Here is an 18,314-nt window from a genome sequence, read left to right as displayed (position 1 = left end):
CTGTAACGACCGACCCCGGATCGACGACGAACCGGCGCGAACTAACAGAGGGAGCCTGAATGGCTATCGAAGTCGTCAACGGCAGCGACAAGCACGTCTACGAGGCAGCGAACACGTTCAACATCAAGGACGGTCACCTGTTCGTCTACAAGCAGAACGGACCTCGCCTCGACCCACTCGCGGCCTTCTCGCCAGGGACTTGGACCACTGTCCACGAGGTCGGGAGCTACAACCAGGAGGCAGGAAGCCCTTCTGTCTACTGATGCGGATCAACCCCACATCTCGGCGAACAGCCGGACGTTGGGGTTCTCCCCTGACAAGTCGTGATGCTCGGTCGGGTGCCACAGCTGCACGAGCGCCGTGCCCGGGTAGGCCTGCGGCGCGGTGCGTGGCGCGTCGCGCTGCAGCCGGTACCAGAGGTCCACGTCCTCGTAGCCCCAGCCCTCGTAGCGTTCGTCGAACCCGTCGACGCGCTCGAAGGTGGCGCGGGTGAAAGCGATCGGGCCGACGCACGGCGAACCGAACAGCTCGGCGCCGTACAGCTCGACCTGCCCGCCCTGCAGCCAGTGTTCGGTGTCCTGTTCGGACAGGCCGCGCCCGCGGTCGAACAGCAGCGTCCAGGGCTGCTCGTCGAGCTGCTCGGCCGCCCACTGCACGGTGGCCGGGCAGGGCAGCATGTCCGCGCCGAAGCACACGAACCGGTCGTACTCGGCCGGCGCCAGGCGCACGGCGCGGTTGATCGCGCGGCCCACGGCGAACCGTCCGCGCTCGGCGAACAGCGGATCCGCAGCCACGATCAGGTCGCAGCCGGTCTGCTCCCACATCTGCCGCACACGGGCCCACACGCGTTCGCGCGGCCCGTTGTCGGTGCCCCACGGCACAATGACGGCCACCTTGGAGCGACACGCACAGCGGTGCGGTTGCGGGCACGCCGCCTTCCACTCGGTCATGATCTGTACGCCTCCTCCCAACGCCACGCGTTGCCCTCGATGGTTCGGCCGGCCGCCCACTCGCGCGCCTGCTTGCCGAGCTGCTCGCGTGCCTCGTCGTTGTCCACGAGGTAGCGCAGGTGGTCTGTCCAGTCGCTGGCCCGCGAGGCCAGGTGCGCCACCGGGTCCGCGTAGCCCTTGAGCACGCGGTACGGCGAGCCGTGGTAGCCGGACACGACGGCCGGGATTCCGAGCGCGGACATCTCCAGCAGCGCCAGGTCCGACTTGCAGTCGTTGAACGGCGACGGCCGCAGCGGGATCACCGCCAGGTCGAAGTCGACGGCGCGCAGGAAGTCGCCGACGGCCTCGTGCCAGCCGGTCCAGCGGGTGCGGCCGTGGTTGCTGGCGACGCGTGGCGTGTAGTCGGCACCCATGCAGTGCAGCTCGGCGCGGTCGCGGAAGTCGGGGTGCTGCAGGAACTGCCGCAGCGGCCGCGCCAGCTCGCCGAAGTCGCGCGCGTGGCTCGCTCCCCCGCGCCAGCCGATCGTCACCAGGTCGTTCGCCACCGGCCGCTCGTGCTCGAGCAGCCACGCCGGCACCTGGTTCGGCAGCACAACCACGTTCGGGTTGATCTCGGCGCACCGTTCGGCGAGCGCCTCTGTGGTCGTGGTGACCAGGTCGGCTACCGCCATGTTCGCGACGTACCGGCGGCGCATGTCCTCGTCGTAGAAGCGGTGCGCGGCCTTGTTGCTGGGGTCCACGCTCAGCAGATCGTCGTCGGTCTCGAACACGAGCTTCGTGCCACGGGCGGTGCGCGCCAGCTTCTGCCACGTGTGCGAGGCGCCTTCGGTGCACACCCGCTGGCCCACGATCACGTCGCACTCGCCGTTCTTCGCCTCGTCGGGCACCACGCGGCCGTCGGCCATCACGTCGTGTCCCCGCTTGGCGAGCTCGGAGCCGGGCAGCAAGCAGCGGTAATAGCCGCAGCCGGAGTAGTCGGCGACCCAGTAGAAGACCTTCACGCGCGTCCCTTCCCGTGCCTTGCGGCGATCTGCTCGCCGGCGCTCGGCGCGCCGTCGTGCTTGCCTGGCCAGCGGCCGAAGTGTTTGTGGTAGAGCCGCGCGGCGGCCCCGTGTACCTGGTTCGCGGGCACGCCCTCGTCGAGCAGCGCGGCGACGAGCGAGCGGTACGGCGTGGGTGTCGTCGCCCACCGGGCCAGCCCTTTGCCGAGCCAGTACGCCTGTAGGTGGGCGGGCATCGCACCGGCCATGGGAGCTACCCCCGATCGTGATCAGCGAGTCTGAAACGGCGAAGCGCGCGCGCACGATTACGAGGCATGGTCAACATCACTTACGCCGGCGTCGAGTACCGCCTGCACGACGCGATCAACCCGTCGCACGCCTTGAGCCACATCAAAGAGCAGCTGAGCAAGGGGCCGTTCTGGCTGTCGGCGGAGATCGTCGGTGAGCCGAACGGCCGGAACGAGGTAGAACTTCTGGTCTCACCGGGCGTGCCGCTGGTGGTCAAGCTGTTCTGATCACTCGCCCTGTGTCGCACCCGGTCATCACGCTGGCCCTTCGGTCAGCCGGGCCTCGTCTTCCTCCTGCTGCTGCTTCGCGCGGGTGATGAGGTCCAGCAGCTCGGCCGGTTTCGGCTCCACGCGGGCCTCGACCTCGGCGCGGGTCGGGGCGTCGAGGCCGAGCAGCTTGGCGATGCGCTCTTCGATCCTCAGTAGACGGTCGATAGCGGCCAGCTGCGGCGCGTCGTCCTCGATCGGCTGCCCGTCGAAGTCCTTGATGACTCGACCTTGCGACACGGTGTAGTGGAAGCGTTCCAGCACCAGCAGAGCGGACTGCCGCATTTCGCCGAGCCGTTCGAGCTGGACATTCCGGTACTCCGCGGCCAGCGGCAGCACCAGCTCGTCGGCTTCCTGCTTGGTCCAGTTCTGCACGGTCGTGTGGCTCACGCCGAGCTGGGCGGCCACGGCACGGTCGGAGAGGCCGCGGAGCTTGAGCCGGTACGCCTCGGCGCGGCGCTCGGCCTGCTGGGCGCGGTTGCCGTGGTTCTGGCCGGCGTCGGACACGACTGATCACCGCCTTCCGCGCGAGGGCCCGGGAGCGCGGCACCTGCGCGAGGTAGGGGCACGCGGCGCCGCACTCAACCGGAGAACGAGAGAACCCCACCGACCTCAGTGGTCTGGTGGGGTTCTGCGGAGATAGCTCCGCCCTCAAAGTGAAACGCCCGAACTTCTGGATGACGCTTCAGCCGTGAACTTTACGCAGCCGACAGGTGCCTGTCAAAACCCGACACGCGGTCGAGGACGGCCAGCACGTCGGCCAGTAGGTACCGCCCGTGCTCGTCGGCGGCGATCAGCCCACGGTGGCGCCACACCCGCACCCGGCCCGCGGTGACCGGCGCGCCCCACGTCGCGGTTTCCCGCTCGACCTCGGCAGCCGTCAGCCACGTCTCGGTCACGTAGCCCCGGGCCGCTGCCACAGCGTCCGCGACGTACACCCGGTCGCCGCACTCCCCGCACTCGACAGCCACCTGATCGAACTCGGCCGACACCGGCGTCGAGCACGTGGGGCACTCCCCGAGAGGCACACGTGGGAACCGCTCGACGAAGTGCGTCAGCGCAGTCTCCCGGGCGTCGGCGAGGTCGCTCCGCCGCCAAGTCATCGCTGCGACGAGCCGCTCCTGGGCCTCGAACGCGTTGAGGTCGATCGGCGGACGCGAGCCGAACCCTGATTTGGTGCCGATCGCGCCCGGCTTGCGCGTCACGGCCTCGCGCCGGACGACGTGGCCGAGCAGGTCAACAACCTCGGACGTGTGCACGCTGCCTCCCTACCGAAACAACCCTACGTCGATCACTTTACAGTGTAAGGAGTTGGCAAGGAGGCAGCGGCAAGCGATCAGGCGGCCTTGTCCATCAGCTTGACGACAGCCCGGTAGACGGCGACGGCGTGCTCGGGACAGATGCCGGCGGGTAGGCCGAGCTGTCCCGGTTTGCCGCAGGGCTGGCCGTTGCGGTCGAGCGAGGTGCACGGCACGGTGGCGGCTTCGACCTGGTTGCGGGTGAGTCTGGGCATGGTCTTCTCCGTTCAGCCGATCCGGCTGTAGTGGGGCCGCCACTGCAAGTCGAGCTCGTGGAGTGGCCCAAAGCGGTTCTTCGCGATGTTGATGTTGATGTAGCCGGTGGGTTCGCCCTTGTCGCTGAGCTCGCGGGCCAGCAGCACCACGAGGTCGGCGTCTTGTTCGATGCCGCCGGACTCGCGCAGGTCGGACAGCAGCGCCTTGCCGCGCGACACGGATTGGCGGTTGAGCTGGGCGGGCACGACGACGGCGATGTCCAGCTCGCGGGAAAGCTGCTTGAGGGAGCGGCTGATGTGCGCAACCTGCTGTTCACGGGGCACGTTGCGTTCGGACTTCAGCAACTGCAAGTAGTCGATCACGGCCACGTCGAGCCCAGTCTGGCGTTTGACGGCGCGGCAGGTGGCGGTGATGTAGCCGATCGTCAAGTCGGGCTTGTCGTTGATGGTCAGCGGATAGTCCTGTGCGCGGGCCCGGTACTCGTTGAACTTCGCCCACCCGTCGTCGGACAGGCGCCGGCGGGAGATCTCGCCCATTTCGATGGTGGCGCCGTTGGCGACGACGCGGCCGGCGACCTCGACGCCGCCCATCTCGACGGAGAACACGATCGCGGGGTGGCCGAGCTCGGCGGCGTGTTCAGCGATCTGGTGCCCGGCGATGGACTTGCCTTCACCAGGGCGGGCACCGATGACGGTCATGCGGCCAGGTTGCAGGCCGCCGGCGATCCGCTCGTTGATCTCGGGCCACGGGGACTCGAAGACACGGAACGTCTCCGGGTTGCGCAGTTGACCGTCCAAGGTGGTCAGCAGGTCGCGGAAGCGGTGGCTGTAGCGGTCCTGCTGGCCGGTGTCTGTGTCGAGCTTGGCGAGCTCGTCGTGGGCTGCGGCGAGCGCGTCGGCCTCGTCGCCAGCGGCCATGATGCGCTGCTGCATGGTGACGGTGGCGAGCACGATCCGGCGGAGCTTGCCGCAGCGGCGGACCTCGGCGAGCGAGTGCGGGAAGTCCACCGGGTCGGGAACCACGCCGGTGAAGCCGGCCAGGACCCGCTCGGCGTTCTCGCCGTGGGTTTCCGCGTTGGCGGCCAGCGAGCGGGCGTTGATGGCTTTGCCCGCGGCGTGCAGTCGCCGAGCGGTCTCCCACAGGCCGCCGAGCTCAGCGCTGGAGAAGTCGTCCGGCGCGATCTGGGCCAGTGCCTCGTCCCGCAACTGGCGGGCGGTCAGGGTGAGCAGCAGCGACACCAGGTAGTGCTCTTCGGCGATCGGCTCGAGCTTGCGGAGCGCCTCGGCCGCGAGGTTAGCGGGTCGGTGCTGGCGGTCGTCGGGGTCGGTCATGCGGCGTCCTTGGTGGCGATTCGCGCGAGGATCTCCTCGCGATGGGCAGTGATCCACTCGCGTTTGTGGTCACGGAAGAACTGGGCGACGGCGTCACGGTCGCTGATGTCGTCGGGCAAGTTGGGCCGCTGGTAGCGGATCCGGGTGGCCTTCTCGATCGGCTCCACGTCGGCGTCGTGCCAGAGGCGCCGCAGCCACTCGGCGGGATCACCGGTCGGCGGGCCGGTCACGCCGGCGTCGTCGAGTTCGTCGTCCCAGCAGCCCTGGTTGAGCCACGTGGTCGGAATCTTGATCTTCTCGCGTTCGCGACCGACTGCGGCGACGTAGGCCGCGTAGCGCTTCGCCGCGGCGACGATGATCTCGGCGGAGGTGCCGTCCTTGACGGCGCGGGAGAACTTGGCCCGAGAACCTTTCTTCGCCTCACGGCGTGGGTAGACGGCCCAAAAGGCATCGAATTCGGCGTCCAAAGCTGCCTTGTCCGACCCCTGGTTGGACAAGTCTTTTAAAGAAGGGACGGGACGGGACGGGGTTCGATTTTGCTTCGTTTCTGCTTGAGCACTTGCTGAAGCATTTGCTTCGCCAGTTGCTTGAACGGTTGCTTCGACCGCCCCGCGTCGTGCCTGGCCAGAGCGTTGGCCGCCCTTCCGGCCCGCCTCGGCGCGCTTCTGACGGCGATCCAGGACCTCGTCACGCGTCGGCTGCCGGTCGCACCATTCGTGGAACCACCAGCCGTCTTCACCGTTGTTGCTTCCGACATGCCACAAGCCAGCGTCAACCAAACGCGAAGCAAGTGCTTCAGCATTTGCTGCGAGCCGTTGGGCTGCGTACGTCGGCACCCACCCATCGGTCAGTTGGTCTGCCGCCCACGAGCCAGCGAGCACCCACAATCCCATCGCCTCGACACCGGCACGCATCGCCTTGACGTGGCTGTGCAAGTTGTCGTCGACCTTGAACCAGCTCACCGCCCCAGCCCCTCCATCGTCATGTTCGTCGCGCACCAGTGCGCCCACCGCTGCTGCTGGCTGAGCTCCATCAGCTTCTCCAGCTCGGCCAGCCGGTCGACCAGGGCACGGCACTCGCTTTCGTACTGCTGCACCACGCCAGGCGGCAGAGACGCCACCGTGGCCGAGGTGATGTGGCGGCCGGCATCCAGGACCTCGCCGAGCTCGACGTAGGTCGCCATCAACTCGCCATACACCGGATCGGACTCGCTCCAGCGCTCGCTCTCACGCTGGGCCTCGGTGACCGCGCCGGCGACCGAAGTCGCCAGCGCGGTCACCGTGTCCTGAGTGGACAGGTCAGGCACCGGCACCGCCGTCGGCACTGCCGTCGGCGGCACGCGCCTTGCGACGAGCGGCGCCCTCGGCACGAGCTCGGCGCACGAGGGCCGTGACAGCCACCCGGAAACGGCGCTCGGCGACCATCCGGCCGACCGCGTAGCCGCCGACGCCCCAATTGGCCGCGGTGACGACGACCAGGATCATCCAGTTCACGCTGTTCATGCCTGGTCCTCCTCGATGTTGTCGAGCGCGGGTCCACGCATCGCGCGACGGCCAAGCTCTTCGGGGGTCAGCCCGAGCGTGTCGCGCTCGAACATGTCGGCGAGGGTCCCGGCGGTCTGGCCGTCGCCGGTGTAGGCGGGAACCGCTTCGGCGCCGTCACTGTTGGTTTCGAGCATCGCCCGCGCCATCAACGGAATCGCGTTGTCCATGAACTCGCGCCCCCACTCCGGCGAGGACGACATCAGTGCCATGATCCGGCCGGTGTCGATGAGCCACAGGTCGCCCCACCACCGCATCTCCTCGCCGCGGCCCGAGCTGGGGCAGTCGTGTTCGCCGTGCCACGCCTGCACCTCCATCGGCAGGTGCGACAGGTAGTCCCAGCCGATGACGCCGGCCTCTTCGTCGGCGTCACGCTGCTGCGACAGGTCGAAGCCGCGCATCTTCGCCAGGTGCTCGGACAGGTTTCGCGGATCCCACCCGACCGACCGAGCGAAGTCGTGCGCCCAGAACCAGCCTGAGCGCCTGAACTCCTGCTGGTCGAGATCCCACTTGGTCAACGCGAGCGGGATCTCCTCTCCGAAGCCGAACACGTGCTGACGCGGGGCCACTTCGGGCGGCAGGGGAACGCTCAGGGTCCGCGTCGCGACCTTGATGATTCGCGCGGTCAGCTTGGCGGTGAACTCCTCATCGGTGTCGTCGCAGATCCCGCGCGGCGACCACAAGGCCGTCTGGCGCTGAGCCTCCCGCTCGGCGAACGATTCGATGGAGCGGACGAGTTCGTCTCGGGTAAACAGCTTGCTCACGGGCGTGGTCCTTCCGGGGCATCGCCATTAAGGACGGCGAGCAACAGGCGAGCGAGTTCGGGAGTCGGCGTGCGGTGACCCAACAGACTCTTAGCCAGCTGGGTGCGGCGCCACAGCTCCGCGCGGGATGGCACGCTGATCGGCATCACGTCGGCCACGGCCACGGACTCGGTCATGCGGCACCGCCCATCCGGCGCGTGTACCAGGCGTTCGCCTCGGCGGTCGGAAGCCAGATCGACCACTGCGAGCCCCTGTGCTGCCGGGTCCGACCGGAGTCGACGACGTAGCCGCCAGCCTGAAGCTCTGTCCTTCGTGGACGGAGACTGCTCGGCAACATCCTGAGATCACGCTCGGCCTCGAAGTCGGTGACGCCGGCGGGCGCGGTCACGATGTAGTCGAGCAGCCGAGCGCGTTGGGTGCCGGTGCGCGGCTCGACCAGTCGGGCTGCGCGAGCCGAGGTGATCGCCGGGTCGGCCATCACCTTGCCCTCGGCGTTCGCGGTCACCTGCGCGTCCCGTGCCGCGGCCATCCGGCCGGCGAAGCGGACGTACTCGATGACCTCGGACTCCACCTGCTGCAGGGCGTCGAGGGCGGCCAGCCGGCCGAGGCGCGCGGCCTCGGCGAAGTGCACGACCCGATTGTGCAGCTCGGCCGGGTGCATCGCGGGCTCAGTCATGAGACACCGCCAGGGCAGCCTCGGCGGCGTGCTGCTCGTTGAGGAACGCTCGCAACTGCTCGCAGGCCTCGCGGTGCAGGTCTTCGGGCGTCCGCCCGGCCCGCTCCGCCTCGGCCTGCAGCGTCACGCGGTACGACTGATCGGCGAGCTCGGCGGCGGCCGCCCACTCGCCCGCGTAGGCGAGGGCCTCGATCTCGCGGACCAGCGGGTCAGCGGAGACGCTCATCGTCGGCGCGCTCATCGGGCCGCCCCCTCGACCAGCTCGGCCGCCTCGATGAGGTTCGCCGCCAGCTGGCGTGCGCCAGCCGCCGAGAACCAGCCCTCGGACCCGTCGTCCGTGTCTTCGTCCGGCACCAGGTGCAGGCAGATCGACAAGCCGCCGTTTTCCTCGTTCGACCAAGCGACCGCCGAGATCCGCGGCACGGGGTCGCCGTCGGTGCGCGGGACGCCGTCGATATACGACTCGTCGCCGCCCACACAGTTGTGGGAGCCGTCGGTGTCGGGGTCGGCGCAGAACGGCGCGTGGCTGAACAGCTCGTCGAAGGCGGCGCTTGCCACCTCGTACTCGCGGCAGATGGCCGCGAGGTGCTGGCCCGTGACGTGCGCCGACTCGGGCGCGGCCTGCATGGCGCGCCATGCAGCGCCGAACAGGCTTGCCCTCTCTGACGCGGCCGAGCGCCGAGCAGTGATGGAGGGCACAGGTTGCGCTGGTGTGACACACTTCGGATTGGACACAGATACTCCTTGCAGGGTTTTCGTGTTCGCTGACGCCGTCCGGTGGCCGCCGGGCGGCGTCATTTCGTTGATCAAGTCAGGGCCTCTCACGGACGCCTCCCACGTGGTCGCGTTCCAGCGGACCCCGACGGGTGAGTGCTGGCACGGCCACCTGCCGGTGCCGGTGGGAGCAGCTGCCGCACGAGCGTGCGCGCCTCCCCCATCAGCGGCCCGGCGGCGGCCACGACCTCAGCGATGAAGAGGTCGATCGTTTTCACGACGCCTCCGGGATCGCCGCGGCGGCGGCGCCCGCCGGCCCTTCCTGGAGGAAGCGGGAGATCTCCTCTTCAGAAACCAGCAGGTACCGCCCGGCGCGTACGGCGCGCAGTTGGCCCCGGCTGATCAAGCCTCGGACGTTCCGCTTTCCGATCCCCAGCATCTGAGCTACGGCGTCCACGCGGTGAGCCCGTCTCACGGTGTCGGGCATAAGAGGCCCCCTTAGGGCAGCTGGTGCGTTACTGAATCGTAACCACACCTCTTCGATCCTGTCGGATCCGGTCAGGGCACGAGACTAGCTCACCGAGACACGTCGCGCCCGCACCGCATGCCTTCGGCGCGTCGCCGGATAGAGCAGTCACCCCAGCGGGTGATGGCTCTTCTACCAGGGGGTAAGCCTCCCCTTCGAACACATGAACACCCGACCATGGTGTGGACATCCTGTGGACAACCTGGGGACAGGCAACGGGGAGACGTGACAAACCTGTCGGCTCAATATTGCTACAGTTTAGTCCGTTAGTGCAGGTCAGAGCCCGTTAGTGTCCATTGCGTCCTGTCATGGTTGTTCAGATCTGTAGGTGCTGACACAATCGCGCTGTGGACAACGTGGATTACCTGTTGCGGCTCGGCGACGCCGTCCGCGACGCGCGGGGAACCCTCGGCCTCTCGCTCGAAGCGGCAGCCGAGGGCGCTGGCGTGTCGCACGTCACATGGCGCCGAGTTGAACGCGGGCACGGGACCTACCGGCCGACACACACGGCCCTCGAGCAGTACTTCGGCTTACCCGAGGGCTCCATCAAGCAGGCGCTGACAAGCGAACCCGCCATGCAGGAATTCGAGCGCAGACTCCAGTCGGCTGCAGAACGGATGGCCGAGCAGAATTCCGCGACGGAAGACGCTGTGCCTGACGGAATCGCACTGATGGAGAAACTATTTGAACGTATCGACACCACAAACGTTGCCGAAAATTTCGCCGACAATATAGCTACAATAAAACGCTCTTTCCCCAGCGAGGAAGTTAGCTTCACCGCGGAGATGACTGTGGCCCTGGTGGCGTCGCGCGAGAGCGCCAAGTATCGGGCCGCACTGGAAGCTGCGACAGACCGGGTATTCGCCGCAGAGGCAGCGTTGGCGAGCGCAATATCGAATTCGCCGGCACATGAAACCCTCGAACCACTTCTGACGGAACTTCGGAGCAGCCTTTGGGAACAGCGGACGGATATATCCGAGGTGGTCGCAACGATGGAATTCTTAAAAAGGGGATTCCTGATTCAATTTAATCGGCAAAGTCAACAGGATAAATTGGAGAAACAGCTAGGGCAGGACCCTGGTTGAGACATCCCCACACGGTCCCGTCCGACACTCGTCACCACGGTGGAAGTGGACGCGGTCGCGCAGGGGCGCCGCGACTCCCTTCACGGGGTTGCGGAGTACGCGCAGTTCGCCAAGCAGCTCGGGCACGAGCAGCGTTTGAACGAGCTCCCGCTTCGCTGACGGCGCCATGACACGCCAGCGCTTCACGATGTCCTCCCCCGGCTCCAGTAAGCCGGCCAGCGCAGGCGGCCGCTTCAGCCGCTCGACGGCTGCCGACGCACTGCTCTCTCGCTCGCGAATGCCCGGTTCAACATCGGCCGCGAAGTCGAGCGTCAGCGTGCCGGCGCGCACCTTGGCCTTCAGGTCGGCGAGGTCGGCCTTCGCCTTGGCCCACGCCAGCTCGGCCGCATCCAGTTCGACGGACCGGTCGGTGCCTGACTGCACCAGCTCGGCGTACGCGTCGCCGGACAGGTACGCGAGCAGCACACGCCGCACAAGGGCGTCCAACTGACCTTTGATCACCGACGCGTGGCCGCCTTGCTGGCACCGGTACCGCTCGGCCATGTTCTTGACCCGCTTGGGGTCGCTCTTCGGCGGAACCGGCTTCGTACGATGCATCGGTCCGCCGCACACGCCGCAGCGGGCGATGCCGCCGAGTAGGTGCCGCGCACGTCCCGGCCGGAACCGAGCTCGGCTCGGATCGGCTCGCCGCGCCTGCACCCGGTGCCATTCCTCACGGTCGATGATCGCTGGCCATGACGCTTCGTAGAGGTCTGGCGTGACAGACCGCCGGCCACCCTTCCCTCGCCCTGGCCGGTGCACGCGGAGTCCGGTGTAGGCGGGCGTGAGCAACCAGCAGCGCAGGTGTGACGGAGAGAAGGCGCCCCCTGACGGCTTCTCCACCCCGCGCTTGTCGAGGTCCCGGGCGATCGCCGCCATGTCCTCACCGGCCAGCCACCGCTTGAAGACCTCACGCACGATCTCGGCGGCAGGCTCGTCGATCACGCGCGCTTCGAACTTGCCGGTCCTCGCGTCGAACGTGTGCTTGTAGCCGAACGGCGCCTGCGCGAACGCGTCGCCGCGTAACGCCCCTGCCTCGACGGTGCGGAGGACACGGTCCGAGGTCTCGCGAGACGAGTACTCGTCGTGCACCGAGTCTTCCATCAAGGCGCGCCAGTCGCGCGCGATCCGCGGGTCGTAGAGGCGGTGGTGGGTGTGGACCCACACCAGCTTGCGTTGTGCGGCGAGCAGGTCGAGCAGGTGCGCCATCTCCCCCGCTTTGCGGGTGCCGCGCGAGGTCTCCCACAGCCCGAGGATGTCGGCGCCGAACGTCCCCGCTTCAAGATCGGCGAGCATCAACGGGAAGTCGTCGCGCGCCTTCGCGGCGTACCGGCTGGCCGAGACCAGGTCGGTGTAGTCCTCGCCGTAGTAGCGGAACGACTCGCGCTCGCAGTCGCCCTTCAAGTCGTCGCACTGCTCGCCGGGGCTGCGCTGCCGCCCGGAACGGTCGAAGCTCACCCGCAGGTAGAGCCGCATGGACAACGCCGAGTTGGACGAGGTCGAGACCATGCCTGCTACAGTACCAACTAGCGAAGTACCTGCGACGCGCTGCTCACCGTGCTGGGCAACGCCACCGGCGTCTACACGCAGGTGGTGGCCATCGCGTTCGGGCTGGGCGCGGTCGTCGCGACGTCCGCCACCGTCTTCACCGCGATCAAGCTCGCGGGCGCGCTCTACCTCGTCTACCTGGGCGTGCAGGCGATCCGCAAGCGCCGCAAACTCGCCGACGCCATGGCCGCGGCCGTGCGCACCACCCCGGGCCGCACGCTGACCGTGCTGCGCGACGGCTTCATCGTCGGCTTCGCGAACCCCAAGTCCATCGTCTTCCTGGCCGCGCTGCTGCCCCAGTTCGTCGACCCGGCCGCCGGCTCGGTGCCCGCGCAGATGCTGCTGCTCGGCCTCTGCCTCCCGGTGATCGCGCTCGCGTCGGACACCGCGTGGGCCCTGGTCGCCGGCACGGCCCGCACGTGGTTCGCCCGCTCGCCCCGCCGCCTCGAACTCGTCGGCGGCACCGGCGGCCTGGTGATGATCGGCCTCGGCGCGACGCTCGCGTTCACCGGCCGCAAGGACTGATTCCGCTTCGGCGCGGAACTGACGACGATCCGGTCGGCCGTTTCGAGGTTCGCCTGATGGCCCGGGAAACGCAAAGTCGCACCTGCCGCATCGGACAAGGAGAGTCGCCGCGGCGCAGGAGCCACCGGCCGAGATCGTGCGGCGCGACGGAGCCGGGCAAGGACACTGACGAACGCGACGATGTCCGGAGACTGTGCGTCCACCGGCCGCAAGGACTAACCGAGCGCGGCCACCAGGTCGCCGTGCCACGATTCGGGCAGGCCGTTCAGCGACACCACCACCTGGTCGGCACCCGCGGCCCGATACTCGCGCAGCCGGGTCACCACCGTGTCGAACGAGCCGTGGACGGTGACCCCGTCGACGAGGCGGTCGGACAGGTCGGCGAGGTCGGCGGGAGTGAAGCCCATGCGGCGGAAGTTGGCGGCGTAACCCGGGACGCCGGCGAGGAAACGCAGCGAGCCGCCGCGCACGAGGTCGCGGGCGCGGGCCGGGTCGGGCTCCGCGACGACGGTGACCAGCACCGCCAGGCGCGTGCCGGCGCCGAGCAGCTCGCGCGCGGAGGCGACGTAGTCGGGCGTCACGAGGAACGGGTACGCGGCCGAAGCGCGGTCGCGGGCCAGTTCGAGCATGCGGGGGCCCAGAGCGGACAGCACGCGCGCTGAAGCGGGGACCGCGGTGTCCAGCTCGTCGAGGTACGCCGTGAGCGTCGCGAGGGGACGGGGGCCGTGGGCGTCGCCGAGGCCGGGCAGCCAGCGGCCGGGGTGCGTGGCCGCCAGCGCCCGGTACACCGTCGCCACCTCGGCGGCCGGGGCCCGGTCCACGGAGAGAATCCCGTTGGCCACGGTGATCCGCCGCGTCGCGCGGACGAGGTCCGGGACGAGCGCCAGGTTGTCACCTTGGCCGCCCGGCATCCACAAGGTGGCGTAGCCGAGTTCCTCCAGCCGCACGGCCGCGGCGACCGCGGCTGCCGAGTCCGTGGTGTCGAACGCGGGTGTCGCCGCGCCCAGTGGGCCTAGTTCGCTCATGCCGGGGGCAACTCCCCCGGCCTCGGCGCTGTTCCGCGTCACGCGGGTTGTTCGTCCACAGCGGAATCCTCGGCCGGCTCGGGGACCGGCTCACTCACCTTCGCGAACATCCGCGTCGCCGAGAGCCGGGCCACCCCGTCCGGCTCGCCCAGGTCCTCCAGGGAGTTGCGGACGGTCGAGTCCACCGACAGGTACTTGCGCCCGGCGCGCAGGTCGGCGTCGTTGCGCAGGCGGACGATCAGCGGGAACTCCGCGAGCGCGCCGGCGTCGAACAGACCCGTCGTGTAGATCAGCTGCACGCCCAGCGCCTCCGCGACGGCACGCTGCAGCTCCAGCAGGTAGCCCGCCGACGCGCGGCCGATCGGGTTGTCCAGGAACAGCACGCCGGAGTGGCGGTTGCGGGCCTTGCCGCGGTTGTTGGCGCGCAGCGACGCGAGCGTGCAGTACAGGATGATCGCCGCGGTGAGCTGCTGGCCGCCGGAGAACACGTCGCGGATCTCCGACACGCGCTGGCGTTCGGTGCGCAGCACGGAGTCCGGCTTGAGCATGTCGACGCGGAACCCCTTGGGCGCGGCCACCTGCACGCCGCGCAGCACGAGCGAAAGGCCGTCGCGCTTCACGTCGCGGCCGTCGGCCGTCTTGCCCACCGCGGCTTCGTCCACGACCTCGCCGAGCTTCTCGGCCAGCACGTTGTCCTCGAGCTCCGTGAAGCGGATGCGCAGGAACTCCTGGCCCGACCAGTCGCCGAGGCCGTCGGGCAGCCGCGACACGCGCTGGGCCGAGCGCAGGGTGCGCAGCGCGCCGTCGACCATGCCCTGCAGGCGGGTGATGATGCCGCCGCGGTGCCGATCGATCTGGGCGAGGTCGTCGGTGAGCGTGCGCAGCCGCGGCCGCAGCGCCTCGGCCCACTCGGCCGCGTGGCCGGGCAACTGGTCGCGCTTCACCGCGATCACCTGCTGGCGCACGGGCGTGCTGAGCTTCTCGAAGCGCTTCTCCGTGGCGTACTGCGCCAGCTGGTCCGCGGCCGCGCGCACCCGGCGGTCGCCCGCGTCGGCGGCTTCCTGCGCTGTCGTCAGCACCGTGTTCAGCTGAGAATGCTTGGTGCGGGCCGATTCGACGTCACCGTCGTACGCCTCGGCCGGGTCCTCCGGCAGCAGGTGCGCGAGCGATTCGCCGAGCAGCCCGAAGCCGGACGCCGACGCCTTCGCCGCGTCCAGCGTCGCCTCCGCCGCCGCGCGCCGCTCCTGCAGCTCTTCCCACGTGCGCGCCGCCGTCGAAACCTCCAGCGAAGCGGCGTCGATCAGCTCCAGGCCGTGCTCGATGTCGCGGGGCCGCTCGGCGGGTGAGGCCGCGCCCGTCTGCAGCGGCAGCACGTCCAGCTCCGCCCGCCGCGTGGACACCTGCCCGATCGCCTCGGTGCGGTCCTCCTCGACGGAGTCGACGACGCGGCGCGCGCGGGCCAACGCGGCAGCGCGAGCCGAAGCGTCCGAGCCGTCCGGTGTCTCCAGCAGCTCCGCCGCCCGTGTGCGCACGGCTTCATCCAGCGCTTCGAGCGCCGAGCCCGCCGCGGCTTCCGTGGACTCGGCCTGCTCCAGTTCCGCGCGCAGGTCGCTCCCGACCTCCACCTTCGCGTAGGCCTCCGAGGCCGACGCGAACGTTCGCCGCAGCGCGTCCACGGGCTCGACCGGCGCCTCGGCGTCCTCGGTCACCTCGGCCGCCCCCGGGACCTCGGCCAGCTCCGACCGCGCGGTGGTCGCCGTGCGGCGGTGCCCGTCCGCGGTCCGCTGCTCCTCCCCCGCCTGCTCGCGCAGCCGCGCCGCGCGAGCCGCCGCGTCGGCCGCCGTGGCCTCGGCGCGCTCCGCGATCTCCGTGGCCCGCTCGACTTCCTCGGTCCACTCGGCAACGCGCGTGGCCCGGGTCGTGAGCTCACCCAGCCGGCGCGCCTTCTCCTCGCCGTCGGCCACAGCCAGCCGCAACGCCGGCACGCGTTCGCGCAGCGCCGCCGCCTTTTCACTCAGCCGCGCGAACTCCGCCTCCGCCTGGCCGAGCGCGATCTGCGCGGTTTCCCGTGCCACGCGGGCACTTTCGACCTGCTCCGCGAGCGTGGCGATCGCCCCGGCCGGGTAGTCCTCGCGCCAGGTCGTGAGCTTCCACGTGAGCGCGCCGTCGGTGGCGAGCGCGCCGGCGAGCTGCTCCAGCCGCCGCTGGCGTTCGGCGTTCCGCAGCGCCACGGCCTCGCGTTCGGTGTCGGCCGCTTCCTCGTCGTACATCGCCGGATTCGGCGGCACGAGGAACTCCACACCGGCCGCGGCCTCGCCGTCGTCGCTCTGGAACGCCTCCGTGGTGCCGACCGCGATCACCGCGCTGGGCAGCAGCCGCCCGGCGGCCAGCACCTCACGCGCCCGCGGCACCTGCGCGGCGTCGTTCAGCAGCACGCCCGCGACGAGCTGCGGCAGGCGCTCCAGCACGTCGGCGCGGCGGCCGGCGTCCAGTTTGGACAGATAGCGCCAGCCGGACCACGCCGTGATCCCGGCTTCTTCCAGGGCGTCCAGCGCGGCCTGCACGTCGTGCGGCGGCGGGAGCAGCCCGCCGGAGCCGAGCGCGGCCAGCGCACGCTCGTCGGCCGACTCCTCCATTCGCAGCGCCGTCTGCTCCTTCTCGACGGCCGCGCTCGCTTCCCGAAGCCGTTGCAGCAGAACGGGAAGGTCACTTTCGAGGCGCACGTCGTCGGCGCCGAGCAGCTCGACGAGCCGGGGTTCGACGGCGAGCGCGTCCGTCCGCCGGTGCGCTCGGTCGAGGTCTTCCGCCGCGCGCACCAGACGGTCCTGAGTGGACCCGGCGAGCTGATTGGCCTCGTTCACGGCCCGCTGCGCCGCCTGCAGATCCTCCGCCGCGCGGTCGAGCTCCTGTTCACGCCGGCCCAGCTCGGCCGCCGACTCGTCGGCTTGGACACGGGCCGCGCGCGAGGCTTCCGCGACGTCCGTGCCGGCCGTCAACAGTCCACTTCGGACCGACGTCGAGATTTCCTCGCGCAGCTCGGCGATCCGCGAAGACAGCCCACGCGCCTCAGCTCGCCGAGACGCCGCCAGGTTCGCGGCCTCGTCCCGATCGGTCTGCGCCTTCTCCGCCTCCGCACGCAAAGCGCCGGCGTGGGCCTCGGCCTTGTCCGCCTGGCGCTGCGCGTCGCGGGCCAGCGCCGTGAGGCCACGCGCCAGCGCCGACGCCGCGGAGTTGCGCGCCGCCAGCGCGGGCTTCGCCTTCTCCTCGCGGTTGCCGACGAGCTCGCGCAGGTCCTTCGCCTTGCGGGAGGCGTTCAGCTGGTTCAGCACGGTCGCGGTCTCGCGCCACGCCTCGACCGCCGTCTTCGCGTCGGCGAGCTCCGCGTCCACGCGCCGGCGGGCTTCCTGCGCCTCCTCCAGCCGCAGCACGGCGACGAGCCGCCGCAGCTCGGTGACACCCGCGGCCAGCCGGCGGTGGTCGCCCTCGGCCAGCTTCTCCGCCGACTTCACCTCGTCGACGTGTTCTTCGAGCCCGGACAGCCGCGCGTTCTCCAGCTCGTTGCGCGCGTGGATCCGGCCGGCGAGCTCGCGCAGGTCGGCGCGCGCCGACTCGGCGATCCGGCGCGACGCGGCCGCCACGCCCTCCTCCTCGGCGAGCGGGCCGAGCAGTTCGAGCGCGCCCTCCACGAAGTCCTTCTCCGCCAGCAGATCGCCACGCTGCGCAAGGTTGTGCGCATACGTCGACACGACCTCGGCGAGGTCCTTCGGCTCGTCCTCCGACAGCACGGCACGCAGCAGGAACTCCACGAACGCCTCGTCGGTGGAGAACTGGAACGCGTCGGCCGCCTCACCCTCGCCTGCGTTCATCGCGCGCTGGTAGCGGAACAGCTCCGTGTCGAGGCCGAGCGAGTCGAGCCGGCCGGTCCACTTGTGGTGACGCCGCGTCCACGACAGCTCCAGCTCCGGCTCGGCCATGGCGGCCGCGGCGATCCGGTCGTGGAAGCCCGACATGGTGAGCAGCCGGCCGTCCTCGGTCAGCGGCAGCGAGTCGAGACCCAGCTCCTGCGTCGGGCGGAAGGCGTACCAGGAGTCCACGAGGTTCTCCGAGTCCGCCGACGTCACGTGCCCGCGCCACTCCGAGACCTTGCCGGTGATCACGCGGTGCCCGGTCTCCACGTGCAGCCACTCCAGCGCCACGTGCGAGACGTCCTTGGCCGCCACGAACTTCTCCAGCACCTTCGTGCTCGTGGTCCCGACCACCTGGCGGCGGCCGGGCAGCATCACGGAGAAGATCAGCTTGATCAGCACCGACTTGCCGCCGCCGTTCTCCAGGAACAGCACGCTCGCGGGCGAGGGCCGGCGCACCGGTCCCCCGGCGTGGATGCCGGCGCTGAACAGCGCGTCCTGCTTCGGCGCGGTGATGGTTGCGCCGACGCCGCTGAAGTCCAGCACCACGTCCTGGTAGCGGGCGCCCGCGGGGCCCACCGAGTGCAGGCGGACCCGCGAAAGCTCGTACATCGAA

General features: G+C 69.8%; 22 protein-coding genes and 1 pseudogene. 4 read left to right on the top strand and 19 right to left on the bottom strand.

The annotated features are described in order from the left end of the window. The first annotated feature begins 59 nt into the window (after positions 1-59). On the top strand, positions 60-263 hold the full coding sequence (locus AB0383_RS19610) for a hypothetical protein (protein WP_366188108.1): 204 nt from the start codon (positions 60-62) through the stop codon (positions 261-263). Positions 264-269: 6 nt separating this feature from the next. Here the strand turns inward: AB0383_RS19610 and AB0383_RS19605 are convergent, their stop codons facing one another. Genes AB0383_RS19605 through AB0383_RS19595 form a run of 3 tightly spaced genes read right to left on the bottom strand, consistent with a single transcriptional unit; the run spans position 270 to position 2,199 of the window. Continuing rightward, a complete protein-coding gene (locus AB0383_RS19605) occupies positions 270-950 on the bottom strand; it encodes a galactosyltransferase-related protein (protein WP_366188107.1) in 681 nt (226 codons plus the stop codon). After that, positions 947-1,951 (bottom strand): hypothetical protein, encoded by a 1,005-nt coding sequence (locus tag AB0383_RS19600; protein ID WP_366188106.1) that lies wholly within the window; start codon positions 1,949-1,951, stop codon positions 947-949. Before AB0383_RS19600 ends, AB0383_RS19605 begins: the two co-directional genes overlap by 4 nt. Further along, on the bottom strand, positions 1,948-2,199 hold the full coding sequence (locus tag AB0383_RS19595) for a hypothetical protein (protein WP_366188105.1): 252 nt from the start codon (positions 2,197-2,199) through the stop codon (positions 1,948-1,950). The genes AB0383_RS19600 and AB0383_RS19595 overlap by 4 nt, the downstream gene beginning before the upstream one ends. 66 nt (positions 2,200-2,265) lie before the next feature. Here AB0383_RS19595 and AB0383_RS19590 point away from each other — a divergent pair, with 66 nt between their 5' ends. Beyond that, positions 2,266-2,466 carry a hypothetical protein gene (locus AB0383_RS19590; RefSeq protein WP_366188104.1) on the top strand — a complete coding sequence of 67 codons (201 nt, stop codon included), beginning with the start codon at positions 2,266-2,268 and terminating at the stop codon, positions 2,464-2,466. Positions 2,467-2,493: 27 nt separating this feature from the next. Here AB0383_RS19590 and AB0383_RS19585 read toward each other — a convergent pair whose 3' ends face one another. From AB0383_RS19585 to AB0383_RS19525, 13 genes are all read right to left on the bottom strand, one after another. Next, the gene (locus tag AB0383_RS19585; protein ID WP_366188103.1) at positions 2,494-3,012 is read right to left on the bottom strand and encodes a helix-turn-helix domain-containing protein; all 519 of its coding nucleotides are present in this window, start codon (positions 3,010-3,012) and stop codon (positions 2,494-2,496) included. 191 nt (positions 3,013-3,203) lie between these two features. After that, positions 3,204-3,764 carry a hypothetical protein gene (locus AB0383_RS19580; RefSeq protein ID WP_366188102.1) on the bottom strand — a complete coding sequence of 187 codons (561 nt, stop codon included), beginning with the start codon at positions 3,762-3,764 and terminating at the stop codon, positions 3,204-3,206. 77 nt (positions 3,765-3,841) lie between these two features. Then, positions 3,842-4,018, bottom strand: coding sequence for a hypothetical protein (locus AB0383_RS19575; RefSeq protein ID WP_366188101.1), 177 nt, complete (start codon positions 4,016-4,018; stop codon positions 3,842-3,844). A 12-nt stretch (positions 4,019-4,030) separates the two neighbouring features. Further along, the gene (locus AB0383_RS19570) at positions 4,031-5,350 is read right to left on the bottom strand and encodes a DnaB-like helicase C-terminal domain-containing protein (RefSeq protein WP_366188100.1); all 1,320 of its coding nucleotides are present in this window, start codon (positions 5,348-5,350) and stop codon (positions 4,031-4,033) included. Continuing rightward, the gene (locus AB0383_RS19565) at positions 5,347-6,312 is read right to left on the bottom strand and encodes a hypothetical protein (protein ID WP_366188099.1); all 966 of its coding nucleotides are present in this window, start codon (positions 6,310-6,312) and stop codon (positions 5,347-5,349) included. Before AB0383_RS19565 ends, AB0383_RS19570 begins: the two co-directional genes overlap by 4 nt. Then, on the bottom strand, positions 6,309-6,656 hold the full coding sequence (locus tag AB0383_RS19560) for a hypothetical protein (protein ID WP_366188098.1): 348 nt from the start codon (positions 6,654-6,656) through the stop codon (positions 6,309-6,311). Before AB0383_RS19560 ends, AB0383_RS19565 begins: the two co-directional genes overlap by 4 nt. Continuing rightward, positions 6,649-6,852: a hypothetical protein gene (locus AB0383_RS19555; protein ID WP_366188097.1), complete on the bottom strand. Its 204-nt coding sequence runs from the start codon at positions 6,850-6,852 to the stop codon at positions 6,649-6,651. Before AB0383_RS19555 ends, AB0383_RS19560 begins: the two co-directional genes overlap by 8 nt. Continuing rightward, a complete protein-coding gene (locus tag AB0383_RS19550; protein WP_366188096.1) occupies positions 6,849-7,655 on the bottom strand; it encodes a hypothetical protein in 807 nt (268 codons plus the stop codon). The genes AB0383_RS19555 and AB0383_RS19550 overlap by 4 nt, the downstream gene beginning before the upstream one ends. Beyond that, positions 7,652-7,831, bottom strand: coding sequence for a hypothetical protein (locus AB0383_RS19545; RefSeq protein ID WP_366188095.1), 180 nt, complete (start codon positions 7,829-7,831; stop codon positions 7,652-7,654). Before AB0383_RS19545 ends, AB0383_RS19550 begins: the two co-directional genes overlap by 4 nt. Beyond that, positions 7,828-8,331, bottom strand: coding sequence for a hypothetical protein (locus AB0383_RS19540; protein ID WP_366188094.1), 504 nt, complete (start codon positions 8,329-8,331; stop codon positions 7,828-7,830). Before AB0383_RS19540 ends, AB0383_RS19545 begins: the two co-directional genes overlap by 4 nt. After that, a complete protein-coding gene (locus tag AB0383_RS19535) occupies positions 8,324-8,572 on the bottom strand; it encodes a hypothetical protein (protein WP_366188093.1) in 249 nt (82 codons plus the stop codon). Before AB0383_RS19535 ends, AB0383_RS19540 begins: the two co-directional genes overlap by 8 nt. After that, on the bottom strand, positions 8,569-8,958 hold the full coding sequence (locus tag AB0383_RS19530) for a hypothetical protein (protein ID WP_366188092.1): 390 nt from the start codon (positions 8,956-8,958) through the stop codon (positions 8,569-8,571). Before AB0383_RS19530 ends, AB0383_RS19535 begins: the two co-directional genes overlap by 4 nt. A 361-nt stretch (positions 8,959-9,319) precedes the next feature. Continuing rightward, a complete protein-coding gene (locus AB0383_RS19525) occupies positions 9,320-9,532 on the bottom strand; it encodes a helix-turn-helix domain-containing protein (RefSeq protein WP_366188091.1) in 213 nt (70 codons plus the stop codon). 386 nt (positions 9,533-9,918) lie between these two features. Between AB0383_RS19525 and AB0383_RS19520 the strand changes: the two genes are divergently transcribed. Next, complete coding sequence (locus tag AB0383_RS19520) at positions 9,919-10,656, top strand: helix-turn-helix transcriptional regulator (RefSeq protein ID WP_366188090.1); 738 nt, start codon at positions 9,919-9,921, stop codon at positions 10,654-10,656. Here the strand turns inward: AB0383_RS19520 and AB0383_RS19515 are convergent. Further along, the gene (locus AB0383_RS19515) at positions 10,636-12,204 is read right to left on the bottom strand and encodes a recombinase family protein (protein WP_366188089.1); all 1,569 of its coding nucleotides are present in this window, start codon (positions 12,202-12,204) and stop codon (positions 10,636-10,638) included. The genes AB0383_RS19520 and AB0383_RS19515 overlap by 21 nt on opposite strands. A gap of 33 nt (positions 12,205-12,237) precedes the next feature. Here AB0383_RS19515 and AB0383_RS19510 point away from each other — a divergent pair. Further along, positions 12,238-12,768 (top strand): annotated as a pseudogene (locus tag AB0383_RS19510) (LysE family translocator); the annotation flags it as partial. Between the two features lie 215 nt (positions 12,769-12,983). Here AB0383_RS19510 and AB0383_RS19505 read toward each other — a convergent pair. After that, positions 12,984-13,793 carry a TIGR03620 family F420-dependent LLM class oxidoreductase gene (locus AB0383_RS19505; RefSeq protein WP_366188088.1) on the bottom strand — a complete coding sequence of 270 codons (810 nt, stop codon included), beginning with the start codon at positions 13,791-13,793 and terminating at the stop codon, positions 12,984-12,986. A 38-nt stretch (positions 13,794-13,831) separates the two neighbouring features. Next, complete coding sequence (locus AB0383_RS19500) at positions 13,832-18,310, bottom strand: hypothetical protein (RefSeq protein ID WP_366188087.1); 4,479 nt, start codon at positions 18,308-18,310, stop codon at positions 13,832-13,834. Between the last annotated feature and the right edge of the window lie 4 nt (positions 18,311-18,314).

This window comes from Amycolatopsis sp. NPDC051373 (assembly GCF_040689465.1).
GTDB lineage: Bacteria > Actinomycetota > Actinomycetes > Mycobacteriales > Pseudonocardiaceae > Amycolatopsis.
This window is presented reverse-complemented; position numbering and strand designations above follow the sequence as displayed.